This is a genomic window from Ureibacillus acetophenoni, from assembly GCF_900220965.1.
In the GTDB taxonomy this organism is placed as follows: domain Bacteria; phylum Bacillota; class Bacilli; order Bacillales_A; family Planococcaceae; genus Ureibacillus; species Ureibacillus acetophenoni.
This window is the reverse complement of sequence record NZ_OBQC01000011.1, coordinates 44,797-60,969: the sequence shown is the minus strand read 5'-3', so window position 1 is coordinate 60,969 and position 16,173 is coordinate 44,797. Positions and strand designations below refer to the sequence as shown.

The window sequence follows — 16,173 nt, the reverse complement described above, 5'->3', positions numbered from 1 at the left end:
ATTATTTTTCGACTCTTCTTTATTTTTGGAATTTGCGGAACATTCCATCAAGTTGTTTTTCTAATATATCATTATTTATTGTTTGGATTTTTTATTTGAATATACTTTTATGTAACAACTTTTTTAATGTATAAATTAAAAAAGATACCTTGGAAAGTTTAAACTCTCTCTGGTATCTTTTGCGGTCATATTATTTCCTAATTTTCGCTTTTAAATATCCATCAATACAATTCCAAATCGCAAAGATTGGATATAAAATAATTGTTATCCTTTGTATAAAGCCCAATATAGTACTTTCACTAAAATTAAGTAAGTTACTCATGTAGATAAGAAAGTCATGATTATAAATGGCAACGTTCGTAATAATCACGATGACACTTATTGTTCCAACGATTTCTTTTACTACATTTAGATGAGCAACATTTTTCGTCCATTGTTTTTTTAACAGCATATAAAGTGCCAAGGCTACTTCTAAACCGACACTAATAATTACAAGTGGCCAATAGGAGTTTAACACTGTTTGGTTTAAGGCAGGCATAACAAATTGAAGACCATTCTCCCCTTTATGATAAATACCTACCAATTGATCTGCATTAAAATAAACTGTAACCCAAATCGCTGTCCAAAGTAAGCCAAGAAATACATATACACTTGATATAGCTTTTTTTCTTGGAATATAAGCTACATTTTTCAGATCATCAGGCGTCCACTTTTTCCCGTTAATGGATAATGGACTATGATCTTTTGTGTTATCTACACGTTCAATAAATGCAAAAACAATTGTTAACCAAAAGAATGTTTGTATGAAAACCTCGATAATGACCCAAATTCCCTCTCCAAGAATAAGTAAGCCCATATTTAGTATCGCCTGATTTTCATCATAATTAAAAATATATTTCGCCATTACTGAAATGAGCGCTACAACTGCTGCAATTGGAATGATCATTTTTAACAAAGAAACATATACGTCGAAATAACGTGGTCCTATTAGATGCATCGGTTTTTCACTATAGTTACTAGCTAAAACTGCCGGATTACCGAGTTCACTTAACACTTCCTTGACATCTTGTTCGGTAAAATCATCAGCTAACATATCTTCAATGGTAGACCTTAATTCAAGAGCAATATCATCACGATTTTTTTCAGGCAAGCGACGGGTTACCTCATGTATATAGACATCAATCAGATTCATCCTCATTCTCTCCTTTCAATAGTTCATAAAGCTGTTTTGAATTAACAAGCCATTCCGTTTTCAACTTCTCATAAATCTCCGCACCAAAATCAGTTAACTTGTAGTATTTCCGAGGCCTAGACTCCGTCTTATCCCAAATACTCTCCACTAGCTCTTGTTTTTCCAATCTGCGTAGTAATGGATATAACGTACTTTGTTCAATTGTTATGCCAGAATCCTCCAATAATTGGGCAAGGGAATAACCATATTGCTTTGTTTGCAACTGACTTAAAACAGCCAATGTCAGCGTTCCTCTCCTTAATTCTGTCGATAATGAATCCAGTAGATTGCTCATAGTACACCTCCATACTGTTCATTACATACTATGTATCATACAGTATATATGATACAGTATTTTGAAAACAATAATAATATTCTTTTTATTTTCATTTTCTGAACAAATTAACAAGAATTTGCACTATGTAATTTTTTATTTACTTGAATACACGTTTCAGATACTATTTGTTTGTTGTAGAAATAAGAAAAGAGGGCTACTCATGCTATTGGACATCGATATAACTACGATTTTGTTATTATTTTTATTTGGATTTTTAGCAGCCTTTATTGATTCAGTAGTTGGTGGTGGGGGGATTATATCACTTCCAGCTTTAATGTTTACCGGGTTAAGTCCCTCTGCTGCAGTTGCGACAAATAAACTGGCTGGAACAATGGGATCTTTAACAAGTACGATCACATTTTACCGTTCTGGGAAACTTGAATTAAAAACGATTATGAAACTATTTCCTATCGTTTTTATTGCCGCAGGTATAGGTGCATGGATTGTTCATTTAATGGATCCATCTGTATTAAAACCATTAATGTTACTCATGCTTGCAGGTGTATTAGTATATACATTGTTGAAAAAAGATTGGGGAAGCATCTCTACGTATAGTAAACTGTCTACTTTAAAGTTTATCGGGTTTTTAATTTTAATTTTTGCCATCGGTTTTTATGACGGTTTTCTTGGACCAGGGACTGGTTCTTTTTTAATTTTTGCTTTTCTTATGATTGGTTTTGACTTTTTAAAAGCAGCTGGTAATGCGAAGTTTCTAAATTTCGGTAGTAATATCGGGGCATTATTAATGTTCATGGCTTTAGGCCAAATCAATTATACCTACGGATTTATCATGGGGATCGCTCAAGTATTAGGAGCCATTTGCGGATCAAAATATGCTATAAAACGTGGTAGTGGCTATGTTAGAGGATTATTCATTGTCGTAACGATATTGTTACTAGCAAAAAATACATATGATTATTTCTTCTAAATAAAAAAAGACAGGTTTCTGAAGAGCTTCACTCCAGAAACCTGTTTATTTAATTATTCAGCCGAAACTTGTTCTTTCGGTTTACCTGCTTCAAGTAACGCTTTGCTTTTAACTAGAAGGACTAAAAGTAATGTCATAGCCACACCAGTTCCAATTAAAAGCCATTCAATATCGACAAAGTCAGCTATAGGACCAAAGATTAACATTCCAATTGGCATCATCGAAGTTGAAATCATTCCAAACACACCGAACACTCTACCTAAATAATCTCCATCCACTTTTTCTTGGATTAAAGTCATTGTTGGCGTATTAAAAATAGGCATCGCTACTCCGAATATCCCGAAGAATAATAGGTAGATCCAGAAAGAAGGAACAATCCCAAGAGCAACAGTACATAGACCCATAATGAGTCCGGCAAATGCCATTGTATAAATCTTGTTCTTAAATCCTCCCCAAGCAGCAATAAGTCCCCCACCAACCATCATTCCAATTGAAAAGGCTACTTCAATCGCTGCGAGTCTCCACTCATCCTCACCAAAACTACGAGTTACCTGTAACGGTGTTAAAAACGATGCAGGTGCCATTAACACGAAGAAAACAGCAAACATAGTCATTAAAACCTTTAGAAAACTATGGTGTTTAATATAAACTAATCCTGCTTTAAAGTCCGTAAAGTAACCGGTATTTTGAGTTTGCGCAGCCTTATTATGGGTTGGAATACGTAAGAATAATAACAAAATTCCTACAGCAATGGCTGCTGTCACAACATCAACAAAAAGTATAATTTCCATTGAAGTAGTTGAAATTAATGCAGCACTCACCATTGGTGAAATGAACATTATTATTGCTTGAATTGAACCGTTAATCCCATTAATTTTAACTAGATGTTCCTCAGGGACAATTTGTGGTAGTACTGCCCCTACTGCCGGTGTTTGTACACCAGTTCCTAGTGCACGTATTGCAGCGACTAAAAATAATAACCACATTGCGTCATAACCCATCATAAAAACAATTGCTAAAATTAAAGTAGCTACGGCAATCATGGAGTCTGATATGATCATTAAAAGTTTCCGATTGTATCGGTCAGCCCAAACACCTGCAAATGGTGAGAGTAAAAACGTCGGAATAAATCCACATAGTATATAAATAGTCATCATAATACCAGATTGTGTGGATAGTGTAATGTACCACATAATCGCATATTGTACTAATGATGAGCCAAATAAAGATATTGTTTGGCTACTTAAAAATAGTGTAATATCTTTCTTCCAACTTTGAGCTGTTGGATCATTTGATGTTCCTGTCATATTAATTATTCCCTCATTATTCATTTAATCTATTTATTTTAACAGGAAATAAATTAATAAAATAATAGCATCATCATTTGTGCTTTTCCCCTCCTTATAAGGGCTCATCGTAAATTATCTACGAATTCTTTAAGTCGATTAATATCAGTTAGTTCTTCGTTGCAAATTTCGCTATTTTCGCATATATAGTTCCCTTTTTTTGTATATGTCCCCAGTTGTGTACCATTTTTTGAGACTAACAATAACCCAACTTTCGAATGACGATTACATACCGTACAAATACCCTTCTTTTCTGTGTGATCAAATACTCCGCGCACACCCTTAAGAACTCCATCCTCATAAAAAACAATATACTTTCTATTTGTCCCAGCATCAAACCAACTTAAATAAGTAACCTCTCTAAAATCCATTCCATCTAGTTTAGGGAGTTTTACTTTTTTGTCTTTAGGAAACAACTTTTTAATTTGATTGTCAGTTGGAACTTTAAAAGGTTCCACATATTGTTTTATAGATTCTAAAAATAGTTCTAATTGTTCCTTTGACTGGATAGTAAAAATAGGTTGAAGTATAAGTTGCTCTTCAATATCTTGAAATGTTAATTTAGCATCAATTTCTTCTTGTACTAAAGCTTGAACTGCTTGAATTACATTTTGATCTTTTGATGTGGTAACTGTATTTAAAATCTTTTTTGCTTGATTTTTCACGAGTTGATATTGTTCTACAGTCATAAATTTCATAACGAACACTCCTTCTGTTATAGAGTACAGAAAAGGTAAATGCTGTTCAATGGCTACTTCTTTTATAAATAAACTTGCCATATTCCATCAGAGGTAAAAAGAAGGTTGGATATTGACCAACCTTCTCATTTCTTATAAACAATTTTTTTAATCGTCTCAATTGATAAACAAAAATCTATTGATAGTTTTTCTAAAGAAGTACCATTTTTATACAATTTTTTCATTGTTTTATTTCGTTCATCTAATCTTTTACGTTCACCAGAAGCTACTCCCCATCTTACTCTTTGTTCTTCTGGTTTTGGAATATAAATTAAATCTCCTTGTACATACGTTTGTAGTTCTTCAAGAAGATGTTTCGGTAAAATATCATTTGCATTCACGTAACGCATTGGAACTCTCCTTTACTTAATTAGTTAAGTTAAGGGCAAAGCGTTCATGAATAATAGACGTTTACTGGCGATGATTAAAGTTTCTTATCTCATACAAAGTATCGCCATATTATTCATAGGCTTTGCATGAGTTTTTTCAGTAGATGGCATATTGGATTTATGAGCCATGTCATCACATCCTTCTAAAGCGATTCTTCATAATGCGTAACATTACCAAATCTTATTTTATGAAAAACTATCGCTATTATCAATAATGTAACAACTTCCTTTAATTTTTTTACAGTATCGTTTGATTGCAGCGACTTCATTAGAAATATCCTCTACTTTTTCAAATTGGCGATGTTTGTTAGTTAAAACCGCAATCGACAATGACATAATTGAGAGGTTTTCCATTTCACCTAATCTTCCTTTAATTTTCAACTTGGAATCAGATAAGTGTTTCGGATTGTAGAAGTCAGCTATCGTTTCATCAAATTCTGTAATGATGTCTTCACAGATAGGTTCAATATTGTAATGCGGAACTAGAGCCATAAAGTCATCCCCACCAATATGTCCTAGAAAATCCCCATTATGGAGAACATGTCTTTTTAATAAATCCGTTAAATGTAAGAGAATTTGATCGCCTTTATTGAATCCATATAAATCATTATATGTTTTAAAGTAATCTAAATCAAAATACAGTAAACTGAACTGTTCCATTGAAACAGCCTTTGCAAGCGTTTGATTGATCAAGTGGTTTCCAGGTAAATTACTTAATGGATTTAGAAAACTAGCAAATTCAACTTGTATTTCGACGAATTTCATTAATAGCGCACGGATACTAACAACACCCATAAACTTCTCTTCTTTAGTGACAATGACATCATCGTATAGGTCTTCTTCTTCACGTTCCATCGCTAGCCGACTAACTTCAGTTATTGATTGATAGTAGTCAACGATAAGGGGATCGTTTTTTGCAAGGAGTTTACTCTCTCTCCCCATATACAGGTTATATCCATATAAGGTACCAATTTTTTGATAAAAATGAGTTCTTGTAATATGCGCAACTGGTTTTTCATGATGTACGACAACTAAGCCCCGAATATTAGGATTGTCCGTAAAAAGTTTGTCTACTTCTTTGTTTTTCACAAAAGGATTAATAAACGGAACTTTCTTTACGATTCCACCTATATTTGTTGTTACCTCACCTATGTTCGTAACCATTTTCTCACCTTTTTTACCGGTATATTTTTCAAAATTTTGGAATACTCCCGAGTTTTATCTCTTGGTTTGGTCTACCTAATGCATATCCTTGAGCATATTGAATACCTACAGATTGAAGATAGTTTAGTTCCTCTAATCGTTCAATCCCCTCAGCAATAATTTTTGTTTGTGATTGTTCTGCATAGTCATGTATTAACGAAACTAAACTTTGTCCAGCTTCATTCAGGTCAATATTTTGAATAAGTGATCGATCTAACTTTATAAACTCTGGTTTTAAATAAATTAATGTCTTTAAACTGTTGTACCCTGATCCTACATCGTCAATTGCAATACGATATCCTTGTTTTCGATAGTGCGATAGAACTCTTTTAAATTCGTTAAAATCAGTAACTGCACTTCTCTCAGTTAATTCAAAAACAACTTGTTCCGGCTGAATCCCTAATTCTTTAATAAACTTAAATGTTTCACCACTATGATAGTTTTTATCTAACAAAACATGTGGATGTATGTTAATAAATAAATTAAAATTTTGATCTTTTTGAAAAGTGAGACGTTCAGTAAATCTTTTTAATGATATGTTTCTACAAAATTGTTCAAAGGGAAAAACAATGTTTGTTTGTCCTACGAATTCATAAAAGTGATCAGTATTTTCGAAAAGTACGGATTGTAATGGGCGATTTAAAGCTTCAAATGCAAAAGTATCACCATTTTGAATGTTAACAATTGGTTGAAAGTAAGTTTGCAGTGATTCATTTTTAATAATTTTTAGTAATTCTTTATACCTTCTAAAGTAAATTAAATCTTCATGCTTACGTTGGATTCTATGCTTAAAATAGGAAAATAGATTAAGTGTGTTTACACTACTAAATAGGACTGACTTCATAATTTCTCCTTAGTTTAAAGGGATTATTTCCTATTTTAGTTTTACTTTATTAACTCGATATTAATTTTTCATTAACCTTTGTAAATGAACTATTGTATTCACTTATTTCAATTTCCTTTCAATATGTTGGACAAAAAAATCCTCGAAGGTAAACACTTCAAGGATTTATCATTATTAATCTTTTAACTGTTTAATCTGCTTTGTAAGCTCATGAAACTTTTGATCTAACTCAAAATATTGTGCATCACTAGGTGTCATGAAACTAAGTTTGCCTAACACTTCTTGACGTTCCGTTTCAAGTTTTAATAGCAATTCCTTCGAATCACTGGTTGAGCTTAAGTCGGATGACTTCCGAATAGCCTTTTTTATCTTGCCATTATGAATTTCCAGTTTGCTATTAGTGATCTTCTCAATAAAATAACGATCGTGAGAAACAATTAATAAAGTACCGTTATAATGCATTAATGTTTCTTCTAGCTGTTCTCGGGATGGTAAATCCAAGTGATTTGTAGGCTCATCTAAAATTAAAACATCTTTTTCATCTAAAATGAAAGCCATCAATTTACATTTAACCCGTTCTCCCATACTCATAGAATGTATAGGTAAAGTCCAAGCAGCCTTTTCAAAACCTAGGTGCTTCATTAAATTTCGAACTTTTCCTTTTTCCTCATAAGATTCACGGTAAAATAATTGCTCAGGTGTTTTTTCTAGGGGCAAATCAAATACATCTTGAGTTAAGTAACCTATATTTGCTGAAGGAGAAACCCAAATTTCCCCCTCTCCCTTTTCCTCACCCATAATTATTTTTACTAGTGTTGTTTTTCCACTGCCATTAGGACCAACTAGCGCAATTTTTTCACCATGTAGTATGGTAAAATTCGCATTTTCAAATAAAGCTTCACTATTAAAGGTCTTTGATAATTGCTTCACTTCTAAAAATCGTTTCCCACGCTTCTTGTTGGTGCTTAACGTAAATTCAACCTCGTAATCTTCTTTTACAGGTTCTACTTTAGATTTCTCTAATTCCTTTTCGAGGCGTTTCTTTTTTGACTTTATTTGGGCGTCCGTTCTTTTTGCCTTCACGCGATAATACTCTTTAAAACCTTCTTTTTTGGTTGATTCCGCATGAGCTTTTTGCGACCAGTTTGAAAGATTATTTATTTGTGATTCGATTGTTTCAATCATTTTTTGTTGTTTTTCATAAGCTCTTTGTTGTGATAATCTTCTCTTTTCTCTTTCTTTCATATAGTCCGTATAATTACCGTAATGTTCAATTAGTTTCTTGTTTTCAATGGACCATATTTTAGATACAACTTTATCTAAAAAATATCTGTCGTGGGATACAAGTATAATTGTCCCTTTATAATGCTTAATTTGATCAATTAATAATTCAGTACTCTCCTCATCTAAGTGGTTTGTAGGCTCATCTAATAATAAAAGATTGGAAGGTGAAGCAAAGCCATTGGCAAGCCTTGCTTTCAACTTTTCGCCACCACTTAGTTGATGGTATTCATTTGTAGGCACATGCCACTTTGATAATAGTGTAGCTTCAGAAGATGAGACTTCCGAATAATCATATGCCTCTGTCTCTTGCTCAACATACGAAATTTTAATATTATCCTGTACCCAATTTAATGAGCCCTTTGTAGGTTGCAATTCCCCGGATAATATCTTCAATAACGTTGACTTTCCAGCACCGTTTTTTCCAATAATCCCGATAATATCACCTTGATGGACTGTACCTGTAAACTGTTCAAATAGTATTAAATCATTTACATCAAATTGAAGCTCATGTACTTTTAATAACTCTTTCAAATCTTTCAATCCCTTCTTAGGGAGAAAAAAATCCTCCCGTTTTTCGGAAGGATTAGTCGTTGATTTCATGATAAATAAAGCTATCTTCTAGCGGAAGATAACTTTGTAAATATAGAAAATGGGCAGACTAATCCTATTTTTTGTTTGAAATAATTTTTTCTATTTCAAATACGCAAAAATAAGATTATTTGTCCATTGTCCATCCATCTTCCCTTCATTCATTAATTAGTTACAGTTTAACATATTCACTTTTAGTCGTGAAGTTTACTCTTTTAACCATTCTATAACAGTTGCGGCCCAAGTATAACCTGTACCCGCTGAAACAGTTACAATGATATCGCCTTTTTGTAACTGTTGTTCCTTTTCGGCTAAAAATAATCCATAGCAAGGGTCTAGAGAAGACATGTGACCATATTGATGTAAATAAATTGATTGCTCTTCTGTTAACCCTAAACTTGTAAGTAATTCTAAATACATTGAGCGTTTTGTATGAAGGGGTAAAAGCATCTTAATATCCTCCAACTTCTTACCGCTCTTTTCTATGGATTTCGTAATTACTTTTATAAAATTCGGCATTGATACAGGATCGAGTCTTTCTTTCATGCTTAACGGATCAGGAACATCTAAATAATGCATTTTCTCCTTAACAACTTCTTCACTTACGGGATGCACAGACCCCCCACCTGGAACTAAAACATCTTTTGAAAATGAACCATCCGTCATAACAAATGAATCTAGTATTCTAGATTTAGTTGCGTTCCTTGTAACTAAAGCTGCAGCACCACCGTCCGCAAAATTAAACATAAATCTAGATCTAGGATTATCATAATTGATCAGCTGGGATTCTTTTGATCCACCAACTAGTAAGATGTTTTGTATGCTGTTATCAGAAACGAGCATATCTTTTGCAACTTTAAGGGCGATTGGAAAGCTCGAGCTAACATTCATTAACTCAAAAGCATAAGCATTTGTAGTTTCCAATTCATATTGAATTTTCGAGGATGCTGTCCATACTTGATAATCTTTATATGGACTCCCAAAATAAATCACTACATCTATACTTTTAGGATCAACCGTTTTCAAAATATTTTTAGCTGCTAAAACAGCTAAATCCGATGCGTGAACTGATTCAGGTGCTATTCTTTTTTCAGTTAACCCGAATTTATCATAAATAACATTTTCAGGGATACCTGTTAGTTGCTCAAGATCTTTTGCACGTACAATTATCTCAGGTTCATATATACTTGTTTGTTCGACCCCTATCATTTGCGCTCCACCTTCCCTTAATCAAATGCGCCTTGGCGTATTTGCGCCCAGATTTTATCGAGCTCGCTCGATAAATCACCATTAAAAATCTGTGGCATCCGCCGGAGGCTATAACTTCATTCAGTCGTATGCTGGACCCAACTTAAATCGATTAACTATTTGCATTCATTTTACATTTTTGGAAGCGAGATGAATGAAGTTATAATTTTGTTGCATTACTTTTTTATCTAATTTCCCTGTTGCATTTTTAGGTAAATCATCTAAAAAAACCACTTGTTTTGGAACTTTATATTTTGCAAGCTTTCTACTACAGTAATTTTGAACTTGTTCTTCCAGTAGACTTTCATTTTCCTTTAGCGATACAATGGCAATCGGCACTTCGCCCCACTTTTCATCCTGAATTCCTATGACTGCCACTTCATTAACTTCCTTAAGTTCACCAATTACTTGCTCTATTTCCAATGGATAGATGTTTTCTCCTCCAGAAATAATCATGTCCTTTTTCCGACCTGCAATGTAGATATAGCCTTCCTCATCTTTATAGGCGAGGTCTCCAGTATAAAACCATCCATCAATAATCGCTTCGGCTGTTTTTTCAGGTAAACCCCAATATTCTTTAAAGACATTACCACCTTTAATAATTAACTCTCCTACCTCACCTTGCTTAACTGACTTCCCAAGATCATCAACAAGGTCAATTTCACAAAACATTACTGGCTTGCCAATCGACCCTACTTTTCTTTGAAAGTCTTCTTTCGAAAGCATAAATACAGTTGGTGAAGTTTCTGTCATTCCAAAGCCTTGATATAGAGGAATACCCTTTTTATGATAATCTTCTATTAGTTCCACTGGACATGGTGCACCACCACTACAAAACACTCGTACAGATTTGAAATCTGTTTGATGGAATGATTCTTCGTTTTTTAATGTGTTAAAAATTGTTGGTACACCCATCATTACTGTTACCTGTAAATCTTCTATAATTTTCAATACATTTTTAGGATGGAACTTCCCTGGAACGATAACAGTTCCACCCGAAAGGAAGGTAGGAAATGCAAATAAACCAATTCCTCCAATATGGAATAAGGGGAGTATTACTAGGCATTTATCGGAAGATGTAAGATCGAGTGCATATTGGTTATTAAGTGCATTCCAAAACATATTCTCTTGGGTTAAAACTGCGCCTTTTGGCTTTCCTGTAGTACCAGACGTATAACAAATAATATAAGGATCGTTTGGAATACCTTCACTAAAGTCATGCTGTATGTTATCCATTGGAAATACTGCATAACCCTCTTCAAATGTATGTGCACTTTCAAAAGAAACTAATTGATGTAATTCATCAAACAAAGACTTTAGTTCGCTTTCATATAGAATTGCTTTAGCACCACTATCCTGAATTTGATAGGCTAATTCAGAAGCGCTTAGTCGAATATTTAATGGAACAGCAACGAAACCTAACTGAGCAGCTGCAAAATAGGTAATTAAATACTCCACCCGATTTTGTGATAGTATTGCAAATCGCTCACCTTTTTTAAGGTGTAACTTTTGTTGAAGAAATGCGGATACTCTATTTACTTCAGAAAATAAATCCTGGTAAGTAAATTCTCTATTTTCCCCTATTAAAGCCACTCGATTTGGTGTAATATTCGCCCTTTTACGTATCCAATATGCAATGGATCTTTCCATCCTTTCCCCCCTCAAGTATTTTTTTGTATTCAAATAAAAATGACTTATCTTAATCGACAAGTCATTCATAGTTGAAGGTAGAATCTATTTTGATAATGCTATTTTTATATGCTCTAAATGATGTTCTTCATGCCAAGCTAGTTTGGCAACTTTTTTGCTAACTTTAATTTCACCGTTTGTTTGATGAGTGAAAACACGATCTAGCTGTTCTTCTGTGAGGCTTTGTCCTAGAGAAACGATACGTTCATTGATGCCCTCTAGCATTTTAATAGAGCTCTCAATAGGAAGTTTCGTATCAGGTTGAACAGCCCATTTTTCTTCATCAAACCCTGGAACCGTTGGATTTTCATCCGTTAACGCTAATTTCAAACGTTGGTACATGTTCAATTGCGAATCTGCAATATGATGCACAAGTTGACGAACATTCCAAGCACCCTCACGGTAAGTTTTATTTAATTGTTCTTCATTTAAAGAATCTACTGTGTCTCTCAATCTAGTTGTATATGTTTCTATTTTATTTAACCATTCCTTAACATTTTCCAATGTCACTTTTTCTGGTACTTCTAATTCTCCAATAGGAAATCTTACATCCATTTTTATTCCCCTTTTCTTATATAATTAAACGATCTCTTTTATTTAAAGAGATGCTACATTAACAACTTTGTTTATTTGATTGATATGATGTAAATCGTGGTCTTTGAAACCTTTTAGATATTCATCTAGTGTTAAGCTCGTTTCACCGAGATTTAGGTTTCTATCCCACAATTCGTCATCCAAATTATTAATCGTAATTATTAAATTTCTTCTTACGTTTATGAAATTTGAAATAATTTCTTCTTTACTTTTACTTCTACTTATCTCAGCTGATTGACGATTTAATTCGTCTACGTCTGGTCCTATTGGTAGTGGTGTATTATCCAATAAGTAGGGAAGACGATCATTCAACAGAAATTCATCCCAAGGTGCTAGATGACCTACCACTTCTGCAACAGTCCATTTATCTTTTGAAATGGGTGTTCGCCAATTTTCTTCGGATACCTCTAATAACTTTTTCACAAAATCAATGGAGTACTCTAAATGAATTAATATGTCCTCTTTGTTTTTATGCAAAATTTTCAGCTCCTAATGGAATTGTGTCTCTACTATATCTATTTCTCTATATTAATTTTAATTCCTTCTTTATTTTATTTTCAGTGCTTTTAAACCATATAAAAAAGCCCGGAATAAAAATTCCGGGCCTTTCTCACTCATCCTCCATGATTCCTCACCCTCATTTTTGCAATAATCACGTCATTCGTTTTGAATTAGCGAAATATGCTTTTTTGAAGGTGACTTGGCGGTTTGTTCATGACAATCCCTCCTAGTCATTTCGGATACAGTGAATGTGATTCACAAAATCCTAAATGATGTTACCAGTGATGTGCTTTCGCATTACTTCTCAAAATTTGGTTTGACAGAGAAACCTCTGTTCGACCATTTATAAGAGACTTTTGCTTTCGTGGCTTTTGATAATTTCGGCCACGTTCATGAGCTCTAGGATTAAAATGCCCTGGACCACTCAACACCGCTCACCTCTCATCATCATTTTGGATTTCTATTGCGAAATCGTAATTAGTATGAGAACTGTATGTTCATTTATACTCAAAATACTTTAGAAAAAAATTAGAACATTTGAATATTCAGAACGTTAATGTTCCATTATAAATAACTAAAAGAGATATAACTTTTTACACAAAAAAAAAACAGCCTGTAATAAAAATAACAAGCTGTTTTTTTCATCCATCAGTTTTTAAATTTTGTTTTTGTTTTCTTATAGCATAGAAGAAATAGAATATAGCTGCTATGCCAAATATGACTGCACTTCCTTGAATTGTTGTCATCGTTTGATATGATTCAGCTAAAACTCCACCAATTGCTGGACCAATCATTACTCCTAATCCTTGTAAACTAGAGAATATACCCCATCCAACAGCCTTTAGTGATTCCGGAATATATCCTGCAATAAAGGAATTCCACGCTGGTAAGAATAGTGCATAAAATACTCCTAACACAATAACGACCATTATTGTCACTACAAGATTAGGTTTTGACCCTAGCGCAAAAAGTGCAGAGGCAAATATTATAAACCCTATAATACATAAAATAATTTTGTTTTTCACATTATCTACCAATTTCCCGAGGGGAATAAGTGCTAATACGAGACTAGCTCCACCAATTAGTATTATTAGTGTGTATTGGTTAGTTGATAAGTGTAGATCCTGCATTGCAAACACTGGAAGGATCGGTATTAGCATCCCCATTCCTATACCTTGGAAAAGGATTCCGGGTACTACAACTTTACTACTTATTACTAATTCTTTTGTGATACCCCATTGTTTTTTTATATCTACTTTTTCAACACAGATATTTCCAGTATTCACAATAGTATACACAATCCAAGCAATAATCGTTAAACTTGGAAGAAACCATAATAAATTCTCTATATTAAACTGAATTAAATAATTCATTGCAACATAACCTGCGCCTAATCCCAATAACCATCCAAGATAAACAATACTGATTCTTTGACCTCGTTTGTCGCCCGCTGCCTTAGTAAGTAGATAAATCCATATAGGACAAACTGTTATCCCTGTAAATAGAGTACTGATAATTAAGGTAAAACTATTAGGCCAGATAATAAATACAGATAAGCTTAGTGTCATCACTACAAAGCTTAAATGCAAGACCTTATTGCTTCCTAAATTTTCAATAATATACCCCATGATGAAATTCGCAAATGTATCTCCAATAAAGTGAATTGAAACGGCTACACCAACAATTGCTAAGGAAATACCTATAGGATTTATATAAAGACTTGGAAGATAGCTTATAATAAAAGCTCCTCTAACAAATTCTACTATTACTAAAGGAATAATTAGTAGATAAAATTCATATTTAGTAGATTTCATAATTTATACGATAATCCTATTCATTTTTTCTTTGGCAGCATGCAAGTACATAACATCTTCACAGATAACTTCTGCTGCATGCGCATTATAAAGTTCCTTCATATTTTTTTTCATGTTCATACGAAGTTTTTCATCTTGTAGTAAACTTAGAATACTATCAAGCAATTTATTTGATCGAGTGACTTGAACAGCCGCTCCTTTACTTTCAAAGAATATCGCATTTTCTTTCTCTTGACCCGGCACAGGGCGATATAAAATTAATGGTACCTGAACTGCTAAAGCTTCACTAATCGTAATACCACCAGGTTTTGTCACCATTAGTGTAGCCATTTTCATTAATTCGTCCATTTTATTCGTAAAGCCAAGAATAAGCGCATTGTTATTTCCATTAAACTTTGCTGATAATGAATTTTTTAGCTCTTCGTTTTTTCCACAGACAACGATAACTTGATTGTTATTTACGGAAAGAATCTTACTCAACATTTCATCGATATCTTTTAAAACCCCAAACGCACCAGCTGCAATTAACACAACAGGGCGATTTATATCAAGTTGATATTTTTCAAAAAGAGCCTTTTTATCATATTCAACTTCAAAAATAGGATCTATAGGAATTCCTGAAACTTTAATACGATCACTAGAGAATCCTAATTTCATCAAATCATTTTTTAATGTTTTAGATGCTACATAATATCTGTCAACTTCTTCGTGAATCCAGTTTTTATGTGCATAGTAATCCGTTACTACATGAACTATCGGAATTTGAGCACCCGTCTTTTTTCTAAATTCAGGTACAACAGGCATTGGGAAAGTATTTACAATAATATCCGGCTTTACTTCTTCTACTAAATTCTTCAAAGTCGACATCCCGTATTTATTTAAAAAATCATAAGATAGGATTCTTTTTTTCTTGCTTCCACCATAGTAGAGAAATCCATAAATTTTTTGTCCATAAGTAAAACTCTTTATATATAAATATTTTGATGCTTTCGTTAAAATTGGATGTGAATCTAAAAATAAATCAGATTCAACGATATTATCTTGCGACACCCCTTGTTTCAAGAACATATCCTTTAAAGTCTTAGTTACCTTTAAATGACCATTGCCATAGCTACCTGTTAATATTAAAATCTTAGGGTTGCATGTCATTTTTGTCACCTTTTATCACCTTCGTTAAAGTTAAAATATATATAAATTAAGGATACATCGAAATTATTAACCAGTTATAAAAAAACTATTAAGATTAATAATATATGCTGATCTACCCCCTAAATTGCATGGTTTAGGTAAATTAAATCTATTATTATATGTGACATCAGTTTGAGTAGGCGAATTTCTTAATCTTAAGTGTATCACCTAACTATGTCGATTTCATTCTTAAATTTTTTCTTGGTATCTGATATTATACTATATTGTAAAAAATATCAAAATGTATATTTT

The 16,173-nt window shown here is 33.2% G+C and carries 16 protein-coding genes; 1 reads left to right on the top strand and 15 read right to left on the bottom strand.

What is annotated here, in order from left to right; genetic code table 11:
• Positions 1–190 precede the first annotated feature (190 nt).
• Together CRO45_RS14095 and CRO45_RS14090 are read right to left on the bottom strand one after the other, a co-directional pair.
• Entirely contained in the window at positions 191–1,192 is a 1,002-nt protein-coding gene (locus CRO45_RS14095; RefSeq protein WP_097150269.1) for an HAAS signaling domain-containing protein, read from the bottom strand.
• Positions 1,179–1,526 (bottom strand): PadR family transcriptional regulator, encoded by a 348-nt coding sequence (locus CRO45_RS14090; protein ID WP_097150268.1) that lies wholly within the window; start codon positions 1,524–1,526, stop codon positions 1,179–1,181. Before CRO45_RS14090 ends, CRO45_RS14095 begins: the two co-directional genes overlap by 14 nt.
• Positions 1,527–1,728: 202 nt before the next feature.
• On the opposite strand from CRO45_RS14090, the gene CRO45_RS14085 reads away from it, so the two are divergent.
• On the top strand, positions 1,729–2,496 hold the full coding sequence (locus CRO45_RS14085; protein ID WP_097150267.1) for a TSUP family transporter: 768 nt from the start codon (positions 1,729–1,731) through the stop codon (positions 2,494–2,496).
• 53 nt (positions 2,497–2,549) lie between these two features.
• Here the strand turns inward: CRO45_RS14085 and CRO45_RS14080 are convergent, their stop codons facing one another.
• From CRO45_RS14080 to CRO45_RS14020, 13 genes are all read right to left on the bottom strand, one after another.
• The gene (locus tag CRO45_RS14080; RefSeq protein WP_097150266.1) at positions 2,550–3,803 is read right to left on the bottom strand and encodes an MFS transporter; all 1,254 of its coding nucleotides are present in this window, start codon (positions 3,801–3,803) and stop codon (positions 2,550–2,552) included.
• Between the two features lie 104 nt (positions 3,804–3,907).
• Positions 3,908–4,540, bottom strand: coding sequence for a FusB/FusC family EF-G-binding protein (locus tag CRO45_RS14075; protein ID WP_170949497.1), 633 nt, complete (start codon positions 4,538–4,540; stop codon positions 3,908–3,910).
• A 125-nt stretch (positions 4,541–4,665) separates the two neighbouring features.
• Positions 4,666–4,929: a CD3324 family protein gene (locus tag CRO45_RS14070; protein WP_097150264.1), complete on the bottom strand. Its 264-nt coding sequence runs from the start codon at positions 4,927–4,929 to the stop codon at positions 4,666–4,668.
• 225 nt (positions 4,930–5,154) lie between these two features.
• Entirely contained in the window at positions 5,155–6,132 is a 978-nt protein-coding gene (locus tag CRO45_RS14065) for a GGDEF domain-containing protein (protein ID WP_097150263.1), read from the bottom strand.
• Between the two features lie 28 nt (positions 6,133–6,160).
• Complete coding sequence (locus tag CRO45_RS14060; RefSeq protein ID WP_097150262.1) at positions 6,161–7,015, bottom strand: EAL domain-containing protein; 855 nt, start codon at positions 7,013–7,015, stop codon at positions 6,161–6,163.
• Between the two features lie 174 nt (positions 7,016–7,189).
• Entirely contained in the window at positions 7,190–8,830 is a 1,641-nt protein-coding gene (gene abc-f, locus CRO45_RS14055; protein WP_097150355.1) for a ribosomal protection-like ABC-F family protein, read from the bottom strand.
• A 264-nt stretch (positions 8,831–9,094) separates the two neighbouring features.
• Entirely contained in the window at positions 9,095–10,096 is a 1,002-nt protein-coding gene (locus CRO45_RS14050; RefSeq protein ID WP_097150261.1) for a 3-oxoacyl-ACP synthase, read from the bottom strand.
• A gap of 165 nt (positions 10,097–10,261) precedes the next feature.
• Positions 10,262–11,785 (bottom strand): o-succinylbenzoate--CoA ligase, encoded by a 1,524-nt coding sequence (gene menE / locus CRO45_RS14045; protein ID WP_097150260.1) that lies wholly within the window; start codon positions 11,783–11,785, stop codon positions 10,262–10,264.
• An 84-nt stretch (positions 11,786–11,869) separates the two neighbouring features.
• Positions 11,870–12,379, bottom strand: coding sequence for a YfiT family bacillithiol transferase (locus CRO45_RS14040; protein ID WP_097150259.1), 510 nt, complete (start codon positions 12,377–12,379; stop codon positions 11,870–11,872).
• Positions 12,380–12,421: 42 nt separating this feature from the next.
• Positions 12,422–12,895 (bottom strand): DinB family protein, encoded by a 474-nt coding sequence (locus CRO45_RS14035; protein WP_097150258.1) that lies wholly within the window; start codon positions 12,893–12,895, stop codon positions 12,422–12,424.
• Between the two features lie 299 nt (positions 12,896–13,194).
• Positions 13,195–13,350, bottom strand: coding sequence for a YpzG family protein (locus tag CRO45_RS14030; protein ID WP_235864603.1), 156 nt, complete (start codon positions 13,348–13,350; stop codon positions 13,195–13,197).
• A 210-nt stretch (positions 13,351–13,560) separates the two neighbouring features.
• Complete coding sequence (locus CRO45_RS14025; protein WP_097150256.1) at positions 13,561–14,733, bottom strand: MFS transporter; 1,173 nt, start codon at positions 14,731–14,733, stop codon at positions 13,561–13,563.
• A 3-nt stretch (positions 14,734–14,736) separates the two neighbouring features.
• Positions 14,737–15,882, bottom strand: coding sequence for an MGDG synthase family glycosyltransferase (locus CRO45_RS14020; protein ID WP_235864607.1), 1,146 nt, complete (start codon positions 15,880–15,882; stop codon positions 14,737–14,739).
• Positions 15,883–16,173: the final 291 nt, after the last annotated feature.

Coding starts and splice junctions, on each gene's coding strand:
- CRO45_RS14095 (WP_097150269.1), bottom strand. CDS start 1,192: ATGAATCTGATTGATGTCTATATACATGAGGTAACCCGTCGCTTGCCT.
- CRO45_RS14090 (WP_097150268.1), bottom strand. CDS start 1,526: ATGAGCAATCTACTGGATTCATTATCGACAGAATTAAGGAGAGGAACG.
- CRO45_RS14085 (WP_097150267.1), top strand. CDS start 1,729: ATGCTATTGGACATCGATATAACTACGATTTTGTTATTATTTTTATTT.
- CRO45_RS14080 (WP_097150266.1), bottom strand. CDS start 3,803: ATGACAGGAACATCAAATGATCCAACAGCTCAAAGTTGGAAGAAAGAT.
- CRO45_RS14075 (WP_170949497.1), bottom strand. CDS start 4,540: ATGAAATTTATGACTGTAGAACAATATCAACTCGTGAAAAATCAAGCA.
- CRO45_RS14070 (WP_097150264.1), bottom strand. CDS start 4,929: ATGCGTTACGTGAATGCAAATGATATTTTACCGAAACATCTTCTTGAA.
- CRO45_RS14065 (WP_097150263.1), bottom strand. CDS start 6,132: ATGGTTACGAACATAGGTGAGGTAACAACAAATATAGGTGGAATCGTA.
- CRO45_RS14060 (WP_097150262.1), bottom strand. CDS start 7,015: ATGAAGTCAGTCCTATTTAGTAGTGTAAACACACTTAATCTATTTTCC.
- CRO45_RS14050 (WP_097150261.1), bottom strand. CDS start 10,096: ATGATAGGGGTCGAACAAACAAGTATATATGAACCTGAGATAATTGTA.
- menE (WP_097150260.1), bottom strand. CDS start 11,785: ATGGAAAGATCCATTGCATATTGGATACGTAAAAGGGCGAATATTACA.
- CRO45_RS14040 (WP_097150259.1), bottom strand. CDS start 12,379: ATGGATGTAAGATTTCCTATTGGAGAATTAGAAGTACCAGAAAAAGTG.
- CRO45_RS14025 (WP_097150256.1), bottom strand. CDS start 14,733: ATGAAATCTACTAAATATGAATTTTATCTACTAATTATTCCTTTAGTA.
- CRO45_RS14020 (WP_235864607.1), bottom strand. CDS start 15,882: ATGACATGCAACCCTAAGATTTTAATATTAACAGGTAGCTATGGCAAT.